We start from the raw sequence: 20,901 nt of genomic DNA, 5'->3' as shown, positions 1-20,901 counted from the left end.
CGCCCGGTGGGAGCGGCGCGCGACCCTACACCGCCTGCGGCTCCTGCACCTCCGTCGACCGCGGCGGCTCCTCCGCGCAGACCGCCGAGACGAACTCCGCCAGCCGGGCCTGCGGCAAGCCGCGCGCGATGTCCGCCTCGCTGATCATCCCGACCACCTCGTGCTCCGGGTGGTTGATCACCGGGAGCCGGCGCACCCGGTACTGCTCCATCATCCGCAGCACCTGCTCGGCGTCCTCGTCCGCCTCCACCGTCATCGGCCGGCCCTGGGCGATCTCGCCCGCCGTCACCTGTTCGGGGTCGCGGCCCTCGGCGACGCACTTCAGCACGATGTCGCGGTCGGTCACGATGCCGAGCAGCTTCTGCCGCTCACCGCAGATGGGCAACGCCCCGACGTCGCGTTCCCGCATGATCCGGGCGGCGGAGGCGAGGGTCTCGTGCTCACCCACGCACGCCGCGCCCGGGTGCATGATGTCGCTGGCTCTGGTCATGATCGGCCTCCTGACGTGCCTGCCACTCCCGTCCCTCCATCGTGGTCCGGGCCCGGGGGCGCCGCCACCGGGCCCGGCGCGGGGTGGTTGGGGCCGTTCAGCCGGCCCACCGGCGACTGCTCCAGCACCTCCTCCAGCGGCGGCAGTTCAAGCTGCTCCACCTCCGGCAGCCGCGGCGGTTCGGCCGGTGGCGGCTCCGCGCCCGCCTGCTCGCCGCCGTCGCCCGCCGTCCTGCGGTTCACCTCCGCCGCGCTGTCCAGGAACCGCAGCAGCTCGACCGGGAACGGCAGCACCAGCGTCGAGTTCTTCTCCGCCGCCACCTCCACCACGGTCTGCAGCAGCCGCAGTTGGAGCGCCGCCGGAGTCGCGCTCATCACCGCCGCGGCCTCCGACAGCCGCGCCGAGGCCTGGTACTCGCCGTCCGCCGTGATGATCCTCGCCCGGCGCTCCCGCTCGGCCTCCGCCTGCCGGGACATCGAGCGCTTCATCGACTCCGGCAGGGCGACGTCCTTGATCTCGACCCGGTCGATCTCGATGCCCCAGCCCAGCGCCGGGCTGTCGATCATCAGCTCCAGTCCCTGGTTGATCGGCTCCCGGTTGGCCAGCAGGTCGTCCAGCTCGCTCTTGCCGATGATCGAGCGCAGCGAGGTCTGGGCGACCTGCGAGATGGCGAAGTTGTAGTCCTGCACGTTGACGGTCGCCTTCACCGGGTCCTCCACCCGGAAGTAGACGACCGCGTCCACCCGGACGGTCACGTTGTCGCGGGTGATGCCCTCCTGGGCGGGGATCGGCATCGTCACGATCTGGACGTTCACCTTGCGCAGCCGGTCCGCCACCGGCATCAGCCGCACCAGCCCGGGGCCCTGCACCTGCTCGCGCACCCGGCCGAAGCGGAACACCACGCCCCGCTGGAACTGCTGCACGACCCGGACGCTCAGCCCGGCCCACACGGCCACCAGTACGACGGCCGCCAGCACCGCATCGAATATCAGCATCGCGGTCTCCTCGCGCGCACCACCGCCCCGGCGGTCGCCGCCCCGGCCCGGCCGGGGGCCGCCGGAGCAGCCGATTCCACGCTACGCCTGCGGAGGCGCCGCCGGAACGCGCTGCCCGTCGGCCGCCGACCGTCGGCCGCCGCGCCTAAGATCGTCCCCATGTCCCAGCCCGCAGCCGACGGCCCGGCCACCGACCCCGAGGACCCGGGCCACCCCGTCGCGGCCGCCGCCCGCACGGCCACGGTCCCCGCGCTGGACGCCGTCGTCACCGGCTGCCGCGCCTGTCCCCGCCTGGTCGAGTGGCGCGAGGCGACGGCCCGCACCAAGCGCCGCGCCTACCTGGACTGGGACTACTGGGGCCGCCCGATCCCCGGCTTCGGCCCGCCCGACGCGCCGCTGGTCCTGGTCGGCCTCGCCCCCGCCGCGCACGGCGGCAACCGCACCGGCCGGATCTTCACCGGCGACCCGTCCGGCGACCTGCTCTACGCCACGCTCCACGCGCTCGGGCTGGCGAACCGCGCCGAGTCGGTCCGGCACGGGGACGGCCTGCGCCTGCACGGCGTCCGGATCACCGACCCGGTGCGCTGCGCGCCGCCCGACAACAAGCCGACCACCGCCGAACGGGACACCTGCCGCCCGTGGATCACCCGCGAGCTGGAGCTGCTGCGGCCGACCGTGCGGACCGTCGTGGCACTCGGCGGCTTCGCCTGGCAGGCGCTGCTCCCGGCGGTCGCCGCCGCCGGCTGGCAGGTGCCCCGGCCCCGGCCGGTCTTCGGCCACGGCGCCCGGGTCACCCTGCCGGCCGCTGACGGCGGACCGCCACTGGAGCTGTACGGGTGCTACCACGTCAGCCCGCGCAACACGAACACCGGCCGGCTGAGCACCGTCATGCTGCGCGAGCTGCTCCGCGAGGCCGCCCGTTCGGCCGGTCTGGACCCCCTCCCGGAGCGCCCGGGCGCCGGTGGGGAGCCGTAGCCGTCCGGCGGCCCCTCAGCCCGCCAGTACCTCGGTCAGCAGCCCGCCGACCAGCCGGACGCCGTCCTCGGTGAGGATCGACTCGGCGTGGAACTGCAGCGAGGCGAAGTGCGGGCCGCGCAGCGCGTGCACCTCGCCGGTGTCCGCGTCGCGGCTCACCTCGACCAGGCCGACGCCCTCGCACTCGACCTTGGCCTCGACGCTGCGGGCCGCGAAGGTGTTGTAGAAGCCCACCCGCTCCCGGACGCCGAAGAGGTCGATCTCCCGCTGCACGCCCTGGTTCGGCGCCTCCCGGCGGACCAGCGGGAGGCCGAGCCGCAGGCCGAGCACCTGGTGGCTGAGGCAGACCGCGAAGAACGGCCGCCGCTCCCGGAGCAGCGTGTCGATCGTCGACCGCAGCCGCGCGATCTTGGGGTGGCCCGCGCCGCGCGGATCTCCCGGGCCGGGGCCCATCACGACGAGGTCGTACCCGTCCGGCGCGTACGGCTCGTCGAACCGGCGGACCGTCACCGCGAGGCCGAGCGAGCGGAGCTGGTGGTCGATCATCGCGGTGAAGGTGTCCTCCGCGTCCACCACGAGCACCCGGCGACCGGTCAGGGCGGGCGTCGGCCGGGAGCGCGCGGACACCGGTGCCAGCCAGAAGTCGGCGATGCCGGCGTTGCGCCGCTCCAGCGCGGCCCGGACGTCCGGGTGCGCGCCGTAGACGGCCGGGGTCGGGGCCGGGGTCGGGGTCGGGGCCGGGGTCGGGGCCGGCGCCGCCGGGCCGTCCGCCTGAAGGGCCGCGAGCAGGCCCGCCGCCTTCGCCCGGGTCTCGGCCACCTCCTGCTCGGGGTCGGAGTGGCGCACCAGGGTGGCACCCACCCCGATCCGGACCCGGCCCGCGTCGTCGATGTCGGCCGTGCGGATCAGGATCGACGAGTCCAGCGCGGATCCACCGTGCTCGTCGCGCCCGATCAGCGCGACCACCCCGCTGTAGTAGCCGCGGCCCTGCGGCTCGTACCGGCGGATGACCCGGCAGGCGCTCTCCAGCGGGCTGCCGGTGACGGTCGGGGCGAACAGCGTCTCGCGCAGGATCTCCCGCGGATCGCGGTCGGTGCGCCCCTCGATGAAGTACTCGGTGTGCGCCAGCCGCGCCATCTCCTTGAGGTACGGGCCCACCACCTGGCCGCCCTCCGCGCAGATCCGGGCCATCATCTTGAGTTCCTCGTCCACCACCATGTACAGCTCGTCGGCCTCCTTGCGGTCGGCCAGGAAGTCCATCACCCCGGGCAGGGTGGGGCCGGACGGCGGGTATCGGTAGGTGCCGCTGATCGGGTTCATCACGGCCTTGCCGCCGGCGAGGCTGAGGTGCCGCTCCGGGGTGGCGCCGACGAACGTACGGGCGCCGGTGTGCACGATGAAGGTCCAGTAGGCGCCCGACTCGCCCCGCACCAGCCGCCGGAAGAACGACAGCGCGCTGTGCGTGGTGTAGCCGGTGATGTCGGCGAGGAACGAGCGCTTGATGACGAAGTTCGCGCCCTCGCCCCGGCCGATCTCGTCGGCGACGACCCTGCGCACCGTCCCGGCGTAGGTCTCGTCGTCCATGTCGAAGTGGCCGCCGGCCAGCTCGATCGGCACGTCCGGGAGCCGTCGCAGCACCTCGGCCAGCGGCAGCACGCCCTGGTCGGTGACGGTCATCGCGATCAGCGGCTCGCCGTCGTCGGCGCAGGCGTAGCCGCGCTCGGCGATCTGCCGGTAGGGGACGATCGCCAGCACCTCGTGACGGGCGTCCCCGGCGGCGGCCCCGGCAGGGACGGGGAGCTCGGCGAGCGTCCCCGGCGTCGACACCGTGCCGACCAGCACGTCCAGCGCGTCCGGCCCGGTCGACTCCGGGCGGTGGATGAGGGCGAAGGGCGGCGGCCGCAGCCCCAGGACGCGGTCCAGCAGGTCCACGGGGTACGGCGCCGCCCCGGCCCCGGTCATGCGCCGGCCTCCCCCGGGCCACCGGCCGCGACGGCGGCCGGCCGGAGCCCGGCGAGGACGTCGTCGGTGGTGACGACCACGGCGCAGCGCTGCGCCGCGTAGTCCAGGGCCAGCCGGTGGTACTCCTCGGAGAAGTCCGCGACGGCGTCCGCCACCAGGAACGGCTGGATGTCGTTGGTGAACGCCTCGACCGCGGACATCAGCACCCCGACGTGCGCGTAGACGCCGCAGAGGACGAGCTGGTCGCGGCCCTGCTCGCGCATCCGGTCCAGCAGGCCGGAGCGGAAGAAGGCGCTGTACCGCCACTTGGTGAACACCCAGTCGGCCGGGGCCGGTTCGAGCGGCTCGACGACCTGCCGGTCGACCGGGTCGACCCGCATGCCCGGCCCCCAGAAGTCCTTCAGCAGGCCGCGCTCCTCCTCGGTCATGCCGCCGGGCTGGGCGGTGTAGGCGACCGGGACCCCCAGGGCGGCGCTGCGCTCGCGCAACCGGGCGGCGTTGCCGACCAGGTGGTCGCGGACGGCCGCCGGGAACGGCCGCAGGAAGTAGCGCTGCATGTCGTGCACGAGCAGCACCGCCCGGTCCGGATCCACGGTCCACCGGGCGGTGTTGCCGGGCAGGTCGGCCGCGGTCGGCATCGGGTACGGCGCGATGGGGGGTATGCCCGCCATGGCCTTCCTCTCCTGGGTTCCTGGGTCGAATCGCTGGTGGGGCTGGTGGGACCGAGCGGTGTCGAGCGGGACCGGACGGGCCGCCGGGCGGGTGGTGCGGGCGGCCGCGCCGGTGGGCCGGTCCGCGCCGCGGCCGCCGGGGGCGGTGGCGTCCGCGGTGCCGGACCGGGGCACGGTGGCGCCGCGGGTACGCGGCGCCGGGGCGGCGGGTGGGCTCAGCCCTGGGCCGCGGCGGCGCCCACCGGGGTCGACCGGCCGGTCAGCCACCAGGCCGAGACCACGGAGAGGGCCTGGCCCGGGTTGAGCCGGGGGTCGCAGAAGCTCGTGTACTTGGCCCCGACCTCGTCGATCCGGGCTTCGCTCTGGACGCATTCGGTCACGTCGTCGGGAGTGGTCTCCAGGTGGAGCCCGCCCGCCGTGCCGCCGGCGTTGCGGACGGCGTGCTGGAACTCCCGCACCTCGCGGGAGATCTCCCGCACGAACCGGGTCTTGAGGCCGTCCGGCGTGCTGACGGTGTTGCCGTGCATCGGGTCGGTGAGCCAGATCACCGGGTGGCCCGCGGCCTTCACCGCCTCGACGAGGACGGGCAGCCGCCCGGCCACCGCCTCGGCCCCCATCCGGGCGATCAGGGTGAGCCGGCCCGGCTCGCGCCGGGGGTCGAGCCGCTCGCACAGGGCCAGCAGGTCGTCGACCGCCATGGTGGGACCGACCTTGCAGGCCACCGGGTTCATCACCTCGGCGAGCAGGGTGACGTGGGCGCCGTCGACCTGCCTGGTCCGCTCGCCGATCCACGGCCAGTGGGTGGAGGCGAGCAGCAGCCGCCCCTCGTCGTCCCGGCGCAGCATGGGGACTTCGTAGTCGAGCAGCAGTGCCTCGTGGCTCGTCCAGACGGGCGTCCCGATGGAGAGGGGCCCGCCGCGGCTGCGCCAGCCCAGGTGTCCCATGACGTCGTAGGCGGTCTGGTAGCCCGTCAGCAGTCTCAAGGGGTCGGGGCGCCGCAGCTCCGGGTCGGGCTCCGGACTGTTGACCATGTGCCCCCGGTAGACCGGCAGTTCGACGTTCCCGACCCGCTCGGTGGGGTGGGAGCGGGGCTTGGCGAACTGTCCGGCGATCCGGCCGGCGCGGATCACCGGCTTGCAGGTGTCCAGTTGGAGCGCGCCCGCGAGCAGGTCGAGCACGCCGACCTTGCGGGCCACGTAGCCGGGGGTGCACTCGGCCGGGTCCTCCGCGCAGTCGCCCGCCTGCACCACGTGGGCTTCGCCCGCGGCGACCCGGGCCAGCAGCGCGCGCAGGGTACGGACGTCCTCCGCCTCGACCAGTGCGGGGCGGGTCGCCAGTTCCTTTCGCACCTGGCGGACCAGCGCGGTGTCCTCCCACGGTGGTTGCTGCAACGCGCTTTCCAGCCGGATATCGAGCAGAGTACTTTCCACCGATTTCTCCAAATCGCGAACGGGCGATGGGCGCGGTCGCCCCACGGCCGAGCAGGCGAGCGTCGTGCGCGGCTGTCAACGGAGCCGGAATTCGAATCCACACAGGCCCGGGGGCGCGGTCGCCGCACCGTCGGCGGGACCGGGGAACTTCTCGTTCGTCCTGGGTGAACGTCGATGGAACACGAGGGCTGTGGGCGCGGAGGTCGGGCCGGACCGCCGCACCGCGACGGTGGGCGCCGAACCGTCGGCGGCCTCCGCCACCGCCCAAATCATGGAACAGAACGGAGTGCCGGCCAACGTTCGTCGTCGCACTTCGTCAGGTGACCGGCACTTCGTCAGGTGACCGCTACTCCGTCAGGTGCCGAATAGTCCATCAGGTCGCTACGGGCACGTAGCACCGCCGGCGGCCGCACCGGTTCGACGGGGCTCCGATGCCGGCTCGACGAACTGAATCGCCGTCAAATCATGCTGACAGCAGGAGGGCAGGCCGACCTGGTGACGTCCGGACGGGGGCCTGCGAGACTTCGGGCCATGAACAGCGACCTCCTCTCCGGCAGAATCGTCCTCATCACCGGCGCGAGCAGCGGCATCGGCGCCGCGGCGGCCCACGTGTTCGCCCGGGAGGGCGCCACCGTGGTGCTCACCGCCCGCCGGGAAGAACGCCTGGCCGCACTGACCGCCGAACTACGCGAAAAGGGAGCCCGCGCCGCGTACGTGGTCGGTGACGTATCCGTCGCCCGAGATGCCGCGAGGGCGGTCGAGTTCGCCGTGGCCGAATACGGGCGGCTCGACTCGGCCTTCAACAATGCGGGGATCGGCGGCGACCGCACCCCGCTGCACCTGATGTCGGACGACGTCTACGACACCGTCATGGACACCAATGTGCGCGGCGTCTTCAACTGCCTGCGGTACGAGATAACGGCGATGCTGGAACAATCCGGCGGGGGCACCATCGTCAACAACAGCAGTGTGGGCGGCCTGGTGTCGATCCCCGCCGCCGCCCCCTACATCGCCTCGAAGCACGCGGTCATCGGCTTCACCAGGGCCGCCGCCGACGAGTACGCCAAGCAGGGCATCCGGGTGAACGCGGTCGCCCCCGGAACCACCCGCAGCGAGATCACGGCCGACTGGTTCGGCCGCAATCCCGGCCTGGAGGATCTGGCCAACTCGCTGACGCCGCAGGGGCGTACGGCGGCTCCGGAGGAGATCGCGGAGGCGGCGGCCTGGCTGCTGAGCGACCGCTGCCCGTTCCTGACCGGCACCGTCCTGCCGGTGGACGGCGGCTTCGTCAACCGGTGAGCCGCCCCCGGCCGCCCGGTGGTGGCACCGTCACCGCCGCAGACCGTTGAACTCGACCCGGAAGGCCGGCTCCCCGCCCTGCGTGCCCGTGACCCGGACGGCGCACCGGGCGGGGTGGCCGGCCGGTGTCTCCTCCGCCTCGATCCAGCACGGCCGGTCGAACTCCACGTACCGCCGGAAGCTGGTGGTGACCCGCAGGGGCAGGAAGGACGACCGGCCCCGGAGGGCCTGCGCGGCCTGGGCCGCGGCCTCCAGCAGGGCCAGCCCCGGCACGTGGTCCACGGGGTGGTCGAAGAGCAGGTGGTTGTCGATGTCGTTGCGCAGCAGCCAGCGGTGCGGCCGGTCGCCCGGCGCGAGGGCGACGTCGGTGGCGCGCGGCCGGGCCACGAGGTCGGCGGCTATCGGCTCCGGTAACGGCCAGGCGCCCCAGCCGACCCCGAGGCCGTCTCCCCGCACCCGCCGGTAGGCGGCGGGGGAGATCCAGCCGAACTCGGAGTCCGCCCGGGCCGCCACGACGCCGTCACAGCGGATCAGAATGCCCATCCGCAGCGAGCTGACGGACCGTCGGTTCCGCACGGCGCCCGCCACGGTGACCCGTACGTCCAGCCTCGCGCTCCGGCCGCGTGGCACGCGGAAGTCCGGGTCGATCGTGTAGTCCAGGGTGCTCAACACGGTCTGATGGGTCAGCGGGACGCCGTACTCGGCGTGCGCGACGACCAGGCCGCTCTGCCGGATGGTCTGGGCGAGTATCCGCGGGTCGTACGGCAGGCCCACCTGCACGGCCGGCCACCGGACGCCGACCCCGAACTCGTCGGCCCCCAGCCGCTCCCAGCCGGTGACCAGGACGGACGTGCCCCGCCGCAGGTGCGCGTAGGCGCCTACGAGAGCGGGCGAAGGAGTGGATGAACGTGGTGCGAGCGTGACGTCTTGCAAGGCCCCCCCTTGGTCTGACGGGTCGGCACAGCTCAGTGGACTGTGCTATTCAAGTACCGGCTCTCCGGTCGGTTTCGAACCATGAGCAAGTCTAGTTCAAGCAATGGTAAAGAGAATGCAGTGGAGGCATAAAGTGTCAAGGCAGGAGCGCGCGATCCATACCCGCCGGCTGATCCTGGAGGCCGCGGCCGAGATGTTCAACGAGCTCGGATACGACGCCACCACCATCGGCGGCCTCATCGAGCGCATCCAACTCACCCGCGGTGGCCTCTACTTCCACTTCACCACCAAGGAGCAGCTCGCCCGCGGCGTGCTGGCCGAGGCGGTGACCATGGAGGGGCTGGCCCCGCAGGCCTTCAAGCTGCAGGAGTGGGTGGACCTCGCCCTGCTGCTCGCCCACCGGCTGCCCCGGGAGCCGATGCTGAGCGCCGCGATCCGGCTGTCCGTGGACGTCAAGTCCCGCGGCCTGTTCGGCACCCGCTGGCCCGACTGGATCGAGGTGGGGCAGGGACTGCTGACGGAGGCGAAGGAGCGCGGCGAACTGCTCGCGCACGTCGACCCGGCCGAGACCGCCCGGCTGTTCGTGGGGGCGTGGACCGGGGTCCAGCTGATCACCGAGACCCTGCCGGAGCGGACCCTCTCCCAGGAGATCTCGAACCTGTTCGCACTCGTCCTCCCCAATGTCGCCAGCGCCGGCGTGCTGGCCAGGCTGGACTCCTCCCCCTACCGCGCGAAGCGCCTCCTGGAGGAGGCCGGCCGGGCCGGGGCGCCGTCCCCCGTCGACTGACCGACCGTCCGGACCACCGCCCGACCAGCCTCGCCCCGGCGACCGTGCCGGCCGGCCGGCACGGAATTCGCACCTGCGATTCCCGTGTCCACGCGGCACGACGGGGCAGCCACCGTCCGCGCCGGCCTGTATAAATGAGAACAGGACAGCAGTCCTCTTTTGGGAGTCCGACCCGGACGACGCCGATGCGGGGCGGCGGTCCGTCCGGTCGGCTGGGGTGGCGGACCACTGGGGGATCAACCATGCGGCACCTGCACGGATCCGTCGGCGCGACGGACGGCGAACCGGCCGCCGACACGGCGCTCGACCCCGAGCTCAGCGCCCAGTTGTTCGGCTCGCTGCGGCGCAGCGGCCAGCGACTCAAGGCCGAGCAGTACGTCCGCGGCCTGCTCGCGCTGGAGGGGCGCAAGACCCTGCGCGGCATCGCGGCGCAGTTCGACGGCGCCGCGGCGCAGCAGAGCGTCCACCACTTCATCAGCGCGTCGCCCTGGGACTGGATGCCGGTGCGGCACGCCCTGGCCCGCGAGGTGCAGCGGGCCCTGGCACCGCAGGCCTGGGTGATCAGACCGATCCTGATACCCAAGGCCGGCTCCCATTCGGTCGGCATCGACCAGCAACTGCTGCCGCTCGGACGGATCGTCAACGGCCAGCACGCGGTGGGGGCCTGGCTGGCCTCCGGACACTGCGCCGTCCCCGTCGACTGGCAGCTGCGGCTCTCCGACCGCTGGCTGACCGATCCGCTGCGGCAACGGGCGAGCGTCCCCGCCGACGCCGCGGTCGCCACCATCGAGGACTGCGTCCGGGCCGCGGTGGCCGACATCCGGGAAATCGGCGGGGTGCTGCGCGGGCCGGTCGTGGTGGACGTCGGGGAGGTGGACGCCGTGGCGGTCGCCCGGCACCTGGCGGCCCTGGGCGTCGCGTTCGTGGTGCGGGTCGGCCCGCAGGCCCAGCTCTGGCTCGACCGGACCGAACTGCCCAGCTACAGCGGCCGGGAGCACACCGCGGGCGAGCTCGCCGAGTCGCTCCCTCGGCTGCGCCGGCAGGTGAATCCGGGCGACGGCCCGACGACCGCGGTGGCGATCCCGGTGGTGACCTCGCCGGCCCGCGGGGAGCGGATGCTGCTGCTCGGCGAGTGGCGGCCGGCCGGGCGCCCGCGCCGGCGGCTCTGGCTCACCAACGCCGACGCGCCCTCCGTCCTCACCGCGCTGCGGCTCACCCGGCTGCCGGGCGTCGTTCTGCGGGACTTCACCGCGATCTCCGAGCGGGTGGGGGTACGGGACTTCGGCGGGCGGTCGTTCCCGGGCTGGCACCGGCACATCACGCTGGCGTCGGTCGCCCACCTGATCGCCACCCTGGAGAACCGGCGGCCGCTGCTGCCCGGCGGCCGGGCCGGACGCTGACCCACCGGCTTCGGCTTCACAGGACTACTGTCCGGTAATGTGACACTCTCACTCCTCGTACCATGGCATCGCCGCCGATCGCTCCTTACTGTCTGGAGCAGCGCACGAGCACGTTCATGACCGCCACGGGAGACCGAACAGGAGTGTGCGCACGTGGAGTTCACCTTTGCCGGACTTCCCTGGCGGCGCTCCGGAAGGGGCCCGGCACGGGCCGTGTCCGCAGGACAGGATGGGCGTCCGCTCAGCCGTTTTGCCTCCCACCCCTGATCGAGCGCGGACCGGTCGGCTCCCGCACTGAGGACAGGGGCGCCGCACCGCCACGAAGCCGCTCCCCCACTCGCGGCAGGGCCCGGCTACGGCCGGTCCCGCTTCCGACCCCCGCCCCGACCCGACCCGCTCCGCCCTGACCCGCGCCGACCCGACCCGACCCACCCTGACCCGCGCCGACCCGACCCGACCCGACCGACGCTCCCGATCCACCCGGCCACCACGAGGCCGGCCCCGCCGCCGCCGTCCGGCGCCTCCCCCCGAACACCACGACCACGGAGACGACTTGACCTCTCAGACGCTGGCACAGCGACGGCGCACCCAGGCTCCGGTCGGCGACAACGACCGGTCGAAGCCCTCCGCCCGCCCCCTGCGCCCCACCGGATTCCCCTCTTCCGTTCCGGCCCCCATCCCGGCCCCCATCCCGCCTGCGGCCGCCTCCCCGGCCCGGCTCGCGCCCGGAGGGCCGTCCGCGGCGGCCGAGCCGTCCGGACCGGGCCCGGCCCGCCACCCCCGCACACCGTTCCCGCCCGGCGCCCACGACGTCCTGCTCACCGAGCTCTGCTCGATCCTGTTCACCTCGCTGTCCCGCAGCGACCAGTGCCGCAAGGGCATGCAGTACCTGCGCGGACTGCTGGAGACCGAGGGGCGCAAGTCGATCCGCAACATCGCGGCGCTGCTCGGCAAGCCGGCCTCGGAGCAGAACCTGCACCACTTCATCTGCAGTTCGACCTGGGACTGGATCCCCATCCGCCGGGCGCTGGCCCACTACCTGGCCGGCGCGGCGGCCCCACAGGCGTGGGTGGTGCAGCCGATGATCATCCCCAAGACGGGGCAGCACTCGGTCGGCGTCGAACGGCACTTCTTCCCGACCCTCGGGCAGGTGCTGAACGCCCAGCACGCCATCGGCGTCTGGGCGGCCTCGGAGGAGCTGAGCACCCCGGTCAACTGGCGCCTGCACCTGCCCGAGGCCTGGCTCAAGGACGATCTGCGGCGCAGTCAGGTGTCGATCCCGGACGAGGCCGGGGTGGAGACCCTCGGCGAGTGCGTGACCGAGGCCTGCCTGGAGACCAGCACGGGCTGGGGGCTGCCGGTCCGGCCCGTGGTGCTCGACATCGGTGAGTCACAGGCCATGACGATCTTCGGGAAGCTGCACGCCCACGGGGTGCCGCTGCTCGCCCGGGTCGGCGGCGACCTCCGGCTCTCCGTACTGGACCAGGCCCTGCCCGCCTCGGGGAGCAGGCCGCAGCCGGCCCTGCGCATCATGAGCCTGGCCAAGGACCTGCGCCGGCTCGTCCCCGGCCGGGAGCACGGCCGGGAGCACGGTCCGCAGACCGCTCCCCGGGCGGTGCCGGCCGCCACCGTCCGGGTCGGCCTGCCCGCGCCGTCCGCACCGGGCACACCCACCGCACCGGGTGCTCCCGGCACTCCGGGCGCTCCGAGTGGTGAACTCCTGCTGCTGGGCATCGGTGAGGAGGGCGGGCACTGGCCCGCGGAGCTCTGGCTGACCAATCTCACCGCCGTGCCACCGGCCACCCTGGTCCGGCTCAGCCGGCTCACCGGAAAGGTCGACCGGGACTTCACGGAGATCGCGGACCGGGTGGGCATCCGCGACTTCACCGGGCGCTCCTTCAGCGGCTGGCACCGGCACGTCACGCTGGCCTCGGCCGCCCACGCGGTCGTCGCCCTCGCCGACCGGCGCGAGCGGCCCGCCTGAGCGAGCCACCACCGGCCGGGGGCGGCCGGGCCGGCGAGCGGCGGGGGCGGCGCCGGCCCCGGCCGTCAGCAGCAGGACAGCGCGTCGCAGGGCTGCGCCGCCCGCCGCCCGCCGGCCTCGCCCCACTCCGCGCCGGCCGCCCGCTCGCCGCCCTCCGGCGGCTCCGCACAGCTGCCCTCCGGGGCGATCCCGGCCCGCGCCTCCGCCGTCGCGAGCTGCGGCAGCATCAACCGCCAGAACGGCGTGACCGCCTGACGCGAGTGCCACTGGGGGTCGCGCCGCCCGAGCACCTCCAGCCCGGCGACGACGGCGGTGATCGCGGCCACGGCGTCGTCGAGCACGATGTCGGCGGCCAGGCTGCCCTGGGCCCTGGCGACGGTCAGCATCAGCTGGACCCAGTCCTGCCACTGCTGCCACAGGTCGGCGCCGCCCGGCCAGGTGGCGTCGCTGCCGAGGCAGAACCCGGCCCGCAGCACCGCGTCGGTGGAGAGCCGCCGGGCCAGCAGGTGCGAGGTGTCGACGAGCAGCTGGAGCGGTACGGGGTGCCGCAGTGGAACGTTCCCGGTGATGTGCAGCAGGGTTTCCGCGGCGGCCGATTCGACCGCCTCGCCGAGCGCCCGCTTGTTCCCGAAGTGGAAATGCAGCGCACCGTGGCTGAGACCGGCCCGGACACAGATCTGGGTGATGGAGGATTCCGCGAATCCCGATCGGGCGAAGGTCTCCGCGGCAGAACGGATCAGTTCCTGCCGGGTGCGGACGGCACGATTCTGCTTGGCCATGGGAGCGCTCCGGAAATGGGGTGAGCGACGGGTGAAACGCGCGGAAGCATGCCGCGGGGCGACAAGGGAGGCATCGATTCCGGTAGCCGTCACGCGGCCCGGCCGGATCGTGCCCGACAGCAGTCGCGCCGGGGTGGATCGCGCCCGGTCCGGATCGACCTGGATCGGCACCCGGAGATTACCGCCGGGGCCGCCGCCCCCGGCCTGATCGGCATGCGCGCATTCACACGCACCGGGTCGGATTCTATCACCCCGGCAACCCTCCATGTACAGAACGTAATGGCCCGGAGCGCTATCGCGGCTCGAATTGCTCGCCCTTTCGTTCGACCGCTCCGGCGGCCACCCGGCATTCGCATGCCGCTGGAATATTCCGGCCCCCTGGGCCACCCCCGACCGCCCCGGGCCGCATGCGAAACCGCCCGGAGGGCCGGCCCGACGAATGCGGGCCGGCCCTCCGGGCGACCGGGTGTACGGGTTGCGCCGCGGGCGGTGTGCGCGCTCCTGCGGTCAGCGCTCCAGCGGGCGGATCTCGAAGAGCTTGTAGGTGACGTCCACGCCCGCCAGCTGCCGGTCGGCGCTGCCCAGCATCGTCAGCGAGCTCCCCGCCTCGGCGGCGAGCTGGGCGATCCGGGCGGCGTCACCGAAGCTGTTGAAGGTGACCAGGGCCCGGCCGCCGGGCAGCACCCGGTCGTGCACCTGCGCGAGGTAGCGGCCGAGGGCGCTGTAGCCGCGGTCGAAGATCGCCCACTCGACGTCCTGCTTGAACTCGAAGTCCTTCGGCGCCTCGAAGACGCTGCAGTTCCAGAAGACGGTGTCGAAGCGCTCCTCGGGGCCGAGCGCGTCGAACACGTCGCTGCGCAGCACCCGGACCCGGTCGGCGACGGCGTGCCGTGCGGCATTGCGGGCGGCGCTGTCGACGGCGGTGTCGGTGATGTCGGTGGCGGTCACCCGCGCGCAGCCGTGCAGGGCCGCCCAGACCGCGGTGACGCCGGCCCCGCAGCCGATCTCCAGGAAGCTGCCACCGGTCGGGTAGGGGATCGCGCCGGTGTACCACTCGGTGCCGGTGCCCGGCCGCGGCTCGTAGGTGCCGGGGATCAAGTCCCATTCGAGGCCGAGGAGTTCGAAGGTGGTCGGCTCGGTCTCGACCGGGCCCAGCTGCTCGACGAGACGGCGCCCGAGATCGTAGCGCTCCTCGAACTTCGCGGATGTCTGTTCCATGGTTCTCTGCTCCAGGGGTCGATGTCCGATGGGCGGTGGGTCGTTCGCGCGGCGGGCCGTCCGGCACCGCCGGGGGGGGTGCGGCGACGGCCGCGGGTCTCACCAGCCGAGGCGCTCGCCGAGCAGCTTCAGGTCGGCGGCGTACTTGGCGATGAAGGCGGGCGAGAGCTGCGGGATGTCCCGCGCCGGTCCGATCCCGGCGGCCCGGACGGCGGCCCGGAACCGGTCGGAGGGGATGACCGACCCGGGCACCGCCTCCTCCGGCCGCTTGAACGCGTGGACCAGCGGCAGCGCCGAGTGCTGTCGCTGCCCCTCGGGCAGGGCCCGCATCGCGGCCTCGAACCGGACGAACCAGTCGTCGTAGTCGGCCACCCGCTCGATCCGGTGCCCGGCCTCGGCCAGCCAGTCCACGAAGCTGTCGAGCGACACCCCGTCGTCGTTCGGGTTGACCAGGCTGAAGGTCCGGTAGCCCTCGGTGCCCTGGCCGCCCAGGGCCACCACGGCCGCGGCGGTGAAGTCCACCGGCAGGCCGTCGTAGTGCGCCCGCCGACGGTTCCCCCGGTCGTCGGTGCGGTAGAAGGAGTGCGGCGCGATGCCGGTGGCGATCACGCTGAGCAGCAGCCGGGTGAACTGGTCCGGGACGTTCAGCTGCCCGGCGTAACGGCTGTGCGCGAGGATCATGTTGGACCGGAACGTGGTGACCGGGAGTCCGCACCGGTCGTGCGCCTCGCGCAGCAGGACCTCGCCGGCCCACTTGCTGGTCGCGTAACCGCCCGCGTAGCCCTCGTCGGTCTGCTGCACCGGGAGGGCGGTCCTGACGTCCGAGTCCTCGTCCAGCGCCCCGCCGGCCCGGGAGGTGGCGACGGCCACGCTGGAGATGTAGGTGAAGGGCTTGATCCGGCCGGTGAGCCCCAGCCGGATCAGCTCGGCCGTGCCGACGACGTTGGCCTCGAACAGGTGGTGGTACGGGAGGACGTGGTTCACCAGGGCGCCGGCGTGGACGATCACGTCGACCTCCTCGGAGAGCCGCTTCCAGGTCGTGTCGTCCAGGCCCAGCCGCGGCTCCGCGATGTCGCCCGCCAGGACTTCCAGGTGCCCGTCGGCCAGCTCCCGGTAGCGGCGCACCAGTTCGTCGTCGCCGCTGACGAAGGCCTCGTCGAGGCGCCCGCGGGCCGCGTCCGCGTCCCGTCCGCGCACCACGCAGATCACCGTCCCGCCGACCGGGGCCAGCCGCTCCAGCCACTCCAGGCAGAGGAAGTGGCCGAGGTAGCCGCTCGCGCCGGTCAGCAGCACCGTCCGGGGCTCGCCCGAGGGCTGCGGCAGGGTCCGGGCGTCGGCGATGGTCCGGTCGTCGAGGAACTTGTCCAGCGTGAGGTCCCCGGCGCGGACCCGCGTGCCGTCCTCGCCGTGAACCGAGGCGAAGGTGACCCCCCGCAGGCCCGTCGCGCGCTTGGCCTCGATGTAGCCGGCCAGTTGACGCAGGTCGTAGGCGGGGCTGATGACGGTGTCGACGGGGACCCGTACGCCGAAGATGTCGTGGAGCAGGTTGGAGAAGGAGACGGCGGTCAGCGAGTCCCCGCCGACGTCCCGGAAGCGCGCGGCGGGGCCGACCTCGACGGTGGAGCCCGCGAGCAGCGCCCGGGTGGCCCGCTGGACCGTCTCCAGCACCGGCCGGTCGGCGCCCGTACGGCGCAGCTCCAGCAGCTCCCGGCTCTCCCGGGCGGCTATGTCGGCATACAGCTCCTCCAGTTCGCGGCCGTAGCGCTCCTGGAGCCGGGGCCGCAGCAGCTTGCGGTGGTCCGAGAGCAGGCCGTTCGCCTGGTCGAAGGGCTCGGCCTCGATCAGGACGTCGCGCGGGATCTCGTAGGAGTTCAGGCCGGCCTCGCGGGCGATCTGCTGAAACGATTCGCTCAGCAGCTGGCGGAGGTGTTCCCGGTCGTCGCCGAACTGGTCGAGGGCGGCCGGCGTGGGCACGACCACGGCCAGCAGATAGGACCGTTCGCTGTTGCCGTACACGAAGATCTGCCGGACCAGCGGGCTCGCCGCGAACTCGGACTCCAGTCGCGCGGTCGCCACGAACTCGCCCTGGGAGAGCTTCAGCACGCTCTTGCGGCGGTCCAGGATGGTGAACCGGTCCGGCCCGAGCTCCGCGACGATGTCGCCGGTCCGGTAGTAGCCGTCCTCGTCGATGATCTCCGCCGACAGCTCGGGCTGCTTGTAGTAGCCGGGCACGACGGCCTCGGACTTCAGCAGCAACTCCCCCCGTGGGTAGGGGGAGTCGGTCCGGTAGTAGCCAAGTTCGGGCACGTCGGCCAGCTTGTAGTCGATCACCGGTGGGCGGAGCAGCTTGTCGTCGACGGAGACGGCGGCGGCCTCGGTGGAGCCGTAGATGATGGTCAGCTCGAAGCCCAGCAAGGCCTCGACGAAAAGCCGTAGTTCGGCCGAGAGCGGGGCGGAGCCACAACTGGCCCAGGCGAGCCGGCCGCCCAGGAGGTTCTCCCGCAGCTCGGCCAGGACCTCGGCCTCGACCGCCCGCCGGTCGGCGCCGGCGAGCTCCCGCCGGTCCAGCTCGCTCTGGTACTTCTGGTAGAGCATCTCGCAGACCCGTGGCACCAGCGACAGTTCGGTGGGCCGGACCAGTGCGATGTCCTCGAAGAAGGTCGACATGTCGCTGCTGGCCGTGAAGTAGCTGATCCCGCTGCGGGCGAGGGTGTTCTTCAGCGACGAGTGGCCGGCGACATGGCTCATCGGCATGTAGTTGATGTTGATCGCGAGGAGGTCGGAGAACAGCTTCGACCAGGCCCCGCCCCACATCGCGCTCAGCAGCGTGTCAGTGTACATCGCGCCCTTGGGCGTTCCGGTGCTGCCCGAGGTGTAGATCAGCATGGCCAGCGGGTCGTCGCCGTCCTCGGGGACGAACAACGGCGCGTCGGGCAGCGCGGATCCGCGGCCGACGACGTCCGCCAGGGTGTCGATCGCCACCTCGCGGCCGGCCTCTGCCAGGCGCTCGCGCGCGGCGGTGAACTTCTCGAACTGGTCGGTGACGTCCGGGTGGTAGTCGAAGACCACCAGCCGGCGGGCCGACGGGTTCGCCAGCAGGAGTTCGACCGCGACGTGCAGCCGCTCGATGCTCGCCGCGACGACGAAGGGCTCGGTCTCCTCGACGATCGAGGCGAGTTGCGCCAGCGGGGCGCTGGTCTGCAGCGGGACGCTGACCACGCCGAGGTAGTTGCAGGCGAGGTCGACCACCGCGTAGTCGCCGCTGGCGAAGCCGAGCAGGGCGATCCGCTCGCCCGGCTCCAGCGGATGCTCCGGGTGCCGGTGCCATTCCGCGGCCACCGCGCGGACCCGCCCCCAGAGTTCGCTGTAACTGGTCGTTTCGTAGTGCGCCAGGAGGCGGAGCGAAACGCGGCCGGTGTCGGCGTCCCGCACGAACTCCTTCGCGCGTTCACCGATTGCGGGCCGGTCCGTGTGGCGCTGCATGACTTTTGCTAACGTTTGCGCAAGCCGCATTCTGGGTCTCCGCATCGCATCGCCGGCAGACTGCCGTGGCTGTTATTCGAAGGACCGGTGCTGGTCGGCCTGCACGCCGACGACGGCACACTCGTCTCCCGGACGCTCCGTCCATTGCTCCGAGTTCGTGCCCCGATGCTAACCAGAGCCGAACCGGGTTCCTGAACAAACGAACGACGATCTGTCAGGTCGGCCGTTTGCCGGGCCCCGTACGCCGAGTTCTCCCGGGCCCGCGCAAAGTCCTTCGCCTGCGGTCTTGTTGCCGTCGGACCGGGTCGGCCGGCGGGAACTGCCGGCGCACCGCACCGCGGAGCGGGCGCATGCGACGCGGTCGAACGAGCCGGCCGCGCGCCGTCGTCGATGACCCGCCGTCCATGGCCGCCGACCGGGCCCGGAGAGCCGTAGTTGACACGCTTGCCGTGTTCGCCTTGCGCAGGTCTGGTTACTTAGGGCAGCATCAAGCTTATGCAATATAGCGCGTAGACAATTATCGCGGACGCGGGTTGAGCGCGCTCAAGATCATTCTAGTGGGAGGGATGTGCCCATGTCAGGCAGCTCGGCTCCGAGTGAACACCGGACGGGAGGCGACGCCTTGGCAGCACCCGAGGCGCCGTCCGAGACGGCAGCACCGGAGGTCCAGCAGGACTCCCTGCGCTGGTCGGCACGGTTATGGGTGTCGCTGCTGATCTTCAGCGGCGTGATCCTGCTCGACGGGCTCGACATCTCGATGATCGTGGTGACCATCCCCGAGATCCAGAACGAACTCGGGATGACCGCGGCCACCGCCCAGTGGCTGGTCGGCGCCTACATCCTGGCCTTCGGCAGCTTCCTGCTGCTGGGCGGGCGGGTCGCCGACCTGTTCGGCCGGCGCCGGGTGCTGGTGATCGCGATGGCCGCGTTCGCGGTCGTCTCGCTGTTCGGCGCGCTCGCCGACAGCTCGGTCCTGCTGATCGTCTCGCGCTTCGTCAAGGGCATGGCGGCGGGCTTCGCCGCCCCGGCCGCGATGTCGCTGCTGACCACGACGTTCCCCGAAGGGCCCCAGCGCAACAAGGCGTTCGGCATCTTCAACGTCTTCGAGGCGTCCGGCTACTCCTCCGGCCTGCTGGTCGGCGGCCTGCTCGCGGGCCTGAGCTGGCGGTCCATCTTCATCCTGCCGATCCCGCTCTCCGTGCTGCTGCTGATCGGCGCCCTGCGCTTCCTGCCGCCGGACCCGCCGCGCACCGAACGGCCGCGACTCGACATCGGCGGCGCCGCGACCCTGCTCGCCGGCACCCTCCTGCTGGTCTTCACCGTGGTCTCCGCCGCCGAGGCCGGCTGGGGCTCGGTGCGGACGATCGGCGGATTCGCCCTGTCCGCCGCCCTGTTGGCCGCCTTCCTGGTGATCGAGCGCAGTGTGAAGGAGCCGCTGATCCGGCTCGCCATCTTCCGCAACCGCAGCCTGGTGAGCGCCAACGTCAGCATCGCCCTGCTGTACGGCGGCGCGATGGGCTTCCAGTTCCTGCTCGCCCTCTACCTCCAGGACCTCCAGGGCTGGCGGCCGTGGCAGATGGCCCTGGTCCTGCTGCCGGCCGGCCTCATGGTGGTCATCATCGGCCCCAAGCTCGGCGCGCTGATGGAGCGGTTCGGCGTGACCAAGATCCTGATGGTCGGGCTGGTCGCCTTCCTCCCCTGCTACCTGCTGATGCTCTTCATCGGCCCCGAACCCGACCTCTGGCGCGTGCTGTTGCCCGCCTCCGTGCTGTGGGGCGTGGGCTTCGCGCTCAGCATCGCGACGCTCATGGTCGCGGGCACCAACGGCGTCGCGGACGAGGAGCAGGGGCTCGCCGCCGGGCTGCTCAACAGTTCGCTGCAGGTCGGCGGCGCCTTCGGCCTCGCCGTCGTGACCGCGGTCATCATGCCCGGCACCGAGCTGTCGATGTTCTACCCCGGCCTCGCGGTCATCCTCGGCTTCGCCGTCCTCACCCTGATGGCGCAGTTGACCAACCGTCAGAAGTGACCGACCGGCGCGGCGGGCCGGAGCTCCGGTGACCGCCGCGCCGGACGCTCCGGCCCCGACCGGACGGTCGACCGGTCGGTGGGGGGACCCGGTCAAGGGCGGTTGCCCGGACGGCGACGGGAACCCGGTCAAGGGCGGTTGCCCGGTCGGTGAGCGGGAACCCGGTCGAGCACCCGCTACCTAGCGGCCCGTCAGCCGAACCGCGCCGGCTCCCGGCCGGACGCCCGCGCCCACACCGCCCACCCGCTGGGCGGAGCGCCGCGCGCGCCGCCTCCGCGGCCGCCAACTCCGGCCCGTACAGCACGCCGTACCCGAACACGTCGCCGGACCCGGCCGCCCGCTCCCGGAGCGCCGCCGCGGCCACCACCGCGTCCGGCCCGGCCGCCCGGACGGCGCCGTCCAGCCCGGCGAGCACCGCGGCCTGCACCCCGATCCGGTGGAGCACCACCGCACCCGCGGTGGTGTCGTG

14 protein-coding genes and 1 pseudogene are annotated in these 20,901 nt (G+C 72.9%); 6 read left to right on the top strand and 9 right to left on the bottom strand.

Features of this window, described 5'->3' with window-relative positions:
- Positions 1 to 25 precede the first annotated feature (25 nt).
- Together ACIF6L_RS23610 and ACIF6L_RS23605 are read right to left on the bottom strand one after the other, a co-directional pair.
- Positions 26 to 490 (bottom strand): CBS domain-containing protein, encoded by a 465-nt coding sequence (locus ACIF6L_RS23610; RefSeq protein WP_329486479.1) that lies wholly within the window; start codon positions 488 to 490, stop codon positions 26 to 28.
- Positions 487 to 1,485: a slipin family protein gene (locus tag ACIF6L_RS23605; protein WP_396486677.1), complete on the bottom strand. Its 999-nt coding sequence runs from the start codon at positions 1,483 to 1,485 to the stop codon at positions 487 to 489. Before ACIF6L_RS23605 ends, ACIF6L_RS23610 begins: the two co-directional genes overlap by 4 nt.
- Positions 1,486 to 1,644: 159 nt before the next feature.
- On the opposite strand from ACIF6L_RS23605, the gene ACIF6L_RS23600 reads away from it, so the two are divergent.
- Complete coding sequence (locus ACIF6L_RS23600) at positions 1,645 to 2,460, top strand: uracil-DNA glycosylase (RefSeq protein ID WP_359833819.1); 816 nt, start codon at positions 1,645 to 1,647, stop codon at positions 2,458 to 2,460.
- Positions 2,461 to 2,475: 15 nt separating this feature from the next.
- Here the strand turns inward: ACIF6L_RS23600 and ACIF6L_RS23595 are convergent, their stop codons facing one another.
- The 3 genes from ACIF6L_RS23595 to ACIF6L_RS23585 form a co-directional block, all read right to left on the bottom strand.
- On the bottom strand, positions 2,476 to 4,422 hold the full coding sequence (locus ACIF6L_RS23595) for an anthranilate synthase family protein (protein ID WP_396486678.1): 1,947 nt from the start codon (positions 4,420 to 4,422) through the stop codon (positions 2,476 to 2,478).
- Positions 4,419 to 5,093, bottom strand: a complete 675-nt coding sequence (locus tag ACIF6L_RS23590; RefSeq protein ID WP_352288788.1) for an isochorismatase family protein — start codon at positions 5,091 to 5,093, stop codon at positions 4,419 to 4,421. Before ACIF6L_RS23590 ends, ACIF6L_RS23595 begins: the two co-directional genes overlap by 4 nt.
- Before the next feature lie 215 nt (positions 5,094 to 5,308).
- A complete protein-coding gene (locus ACIF6L_RS23585) occupies positions 5,309 to 6,523 on the bottom strand; it encodes a 3-deoxy-7-phosphoheptulonate synthase (protein WP_396486679.1) in 1,215 nt (404 codons plus the stop codon).
- A 531-nt stretch (positions 6,524 to 7,054) separates the two neighbouring features.
- Here ACIF6L_RS23585 and ACIF6L_RS23580 point away from each other — a divergent pair.
- Entirely contained in the window at positions 7,055 to 7,822 is a 768-nt protein-coding gene (locus ACIF6L_RS23580; protein WP_329486488.1) for a glucose 1-dehydrogenase, read from the top strand.
- Between the two features lie 30 nt (positions 7,823 to 7,852).
- Here ACIF6L_RS23580 and ACIF6L_RS23575 read toward each other — a convergent pair whose 3' ends face one another.
- The gene (locus ACIF6L_RS23575) at positions 7,853 to 8,755 is read right to left on the bottom strand and encodes a ScbA/BarX family gamma-butyrolactone biosynthesis protein (protein WP_396486680.1); all 903 of its coding nucleotides are present in this window, start codon (positions 8,753 to 8,755) and stop codon (positions 7,853 to 7,855) included.
- Between the two features lie 133 nt (positions 8,756 to 8,888).
- Between ACIF6L_RS23575 and ACIF6L_RS23570 the strand changes: the two genes are divergently transcribed.
- From ACIF6L_RS23570 to ACIF6L_RS23560, 3 genes are all read left to right on the top strand, one after another.
- Entirely contained in the window at positions 8,889 to 9,542 is a 654-nt protein-coding gene (locus ACIF6L_RS23570; RefSeq protein ID WP_352288776.1) for a ScbR family autoregulator-binding transcription factor, read from the top strand.
- A gap of 242 nt (positions 9,543 to 9,784) precedes the next feature.
- On the top strand, positions 9,785 to 10,942 hold the full coding sequence (locus ACIF6L_RS23565) for an IS701 family transposase (RefSeq protein WP_396486681.1): 1,158 nt from the start codon (positions 9,785 to 9,787) through the stop codon (positions 10,940 to 10,942).
- A gap of 553 nt (positions 10,943 to 11,495) precedes the next feature.
- Positions 11,496 to 12,926, top strand: a complete 1,431-nt coding sequence (locus tag ACIF6L_RS23560) for an IS701 family transposase (protein WP_396486682.1) — start codon at positions 11,496 to 11,498, stop codon at positions 12,924 to 12,926.
- A gap of 65 nt (positions 12,927 to 12,991) precedes the next feature.
- Here ACIF6L_RS23560 and ACIF6L_RS23555 read toward each other — a convergent pair whose 3' ends face one another.
- The 3 genes and pseudogenes from ACIF6L_RS23555 to car all read right to left on the bottom strand — a co-directional run.
- Positions 12,992 to 13,705, bottom strand: a complete 714-nt coding sequence (locus ACIF6L_RS23555) for a ScbR family autoregulator-binding transcription factor (protein ID WP_396486683.1) — start codon at positions 13,703 to 13,705, stop codon at positions 12,992 to 12,994.
- 507 nt (positions 13,706 to 14,212) lie between these two features.
- Positions 14,213 to 14,923 carry a methyltransferase domain-containing protein gene (locus ACIF6L_RS23550; RefSeq protein ID WP_396486684.1) on the bottom strand — a complete coding sequence of 237 codons (711 nt, stop codon included), beginning with the start codon at positions 14,921 to 14,923 and terminating at the stop codon, positions 14,213 to 14,215.
- Positions 14,924 to 15,022: 99 nt separating this feature from the next.
- Positions 15,023 to 18,463: pseudogene (gene car, locus ACIF6L_RS23545) on the bottom strand (carboxylic acid reductase); the annotation flags it as partial.
- 565 nt (positions 18,464 to 19,028) lie between these two features.
- Here car and ACIF6L_RS23540 point away from each other — a divergent pair.
- Positions 19,029 to 20,432: an MFS transporter gene (locus tag ACIF6L_RS23540; RefSeq protein ID WP_329486496.1), complete on the top strand. Its 1,404-nt coding sequence runs from the start codon at positions 19,029 to 19,031 to the stop codon at positions 20,430 to 20,432.
- The last annotated feature ends 469 nt before the right edge of the window (positions 20,433 to 20,901 follow it).

The organism is Kitasatospora sp. NPDC086009 (genome assembly GCF_044540385.1).
In the GTDB taxonomy this organism is placed as follows: domain Bacteria; phylum Actinomycetota; class Actinomycetes; order Streptomycetales; family Streptomycetaceae; genus Kitasatospora.
This window is presented reverse-complemented; position numbering and strand designations above follow the sequence as displayed.

Coding starts and splice junctions, on each gene's coding strand:
- ACIF6L_RS23590 (WP_352288788.1), bottom strand. CDS start 5,093: ATGGCGGGCATACCCCCCATCGCGCCGTACCCGATGCCGACCGCGGCC.
- ACIF6L_RS23605 (WP_396486677.1), bottom strand. CDS start 1,485: ATGCTGATATTCGATGCGGTGCTGGCGGCCGTCGTACTGGTGGCCGTG.
- ACIF6L_RS23580 (WP_329486488.1), top strand. CDS start 7,055: ATGAACAGCGACCTCCTCTCCGGCAGAATCGTCCTCATCACCGGCGCG.
- ACIF6L_RS23595 (WP_396486678.1), bottom strand. CDS start 4,422: ATGACCGGGGCCGGGGCGGCGCCGTACCCCGTGGACCTGCTGGACCGC.
- ACIF6L_RS23610 (WP_329486479.1), bottom strand. CDS start 490: ATGACCAGAGCCAGCGACATCATGCACCCGGGCGCGGCGTGCGTGGGT.
- ACIF6L_RS23565 (WP_396486681.1), top strand. CDS start 9,785: ATGCGGCACCTGCACGGATCCGTCGGCGCGACGGACGGCGAACCGGCC.
- ACIF6L_RS23555 (WP_396486683.1), bottom strand. CDS start 13,705: ATGGCCAAGCAGAATCGTGCCGTCCGCACCCGGCAGGAACTGATCCGT.
- ACIF6L_RS23600 (WP_359833819.1), top strand. CDS start 1,645: ATGTCCCAGCCCGCAGCCGACGGCCCGGCCACCGACCCCGAGGACCCG.
- ACIF6L_RS23550 (WP_396486684.1), bottom strand. CDS start 14,923: ATGGAACAGACATCCGCGAAGTTCGAGGAGCGCTACGATCTCGGGCGC.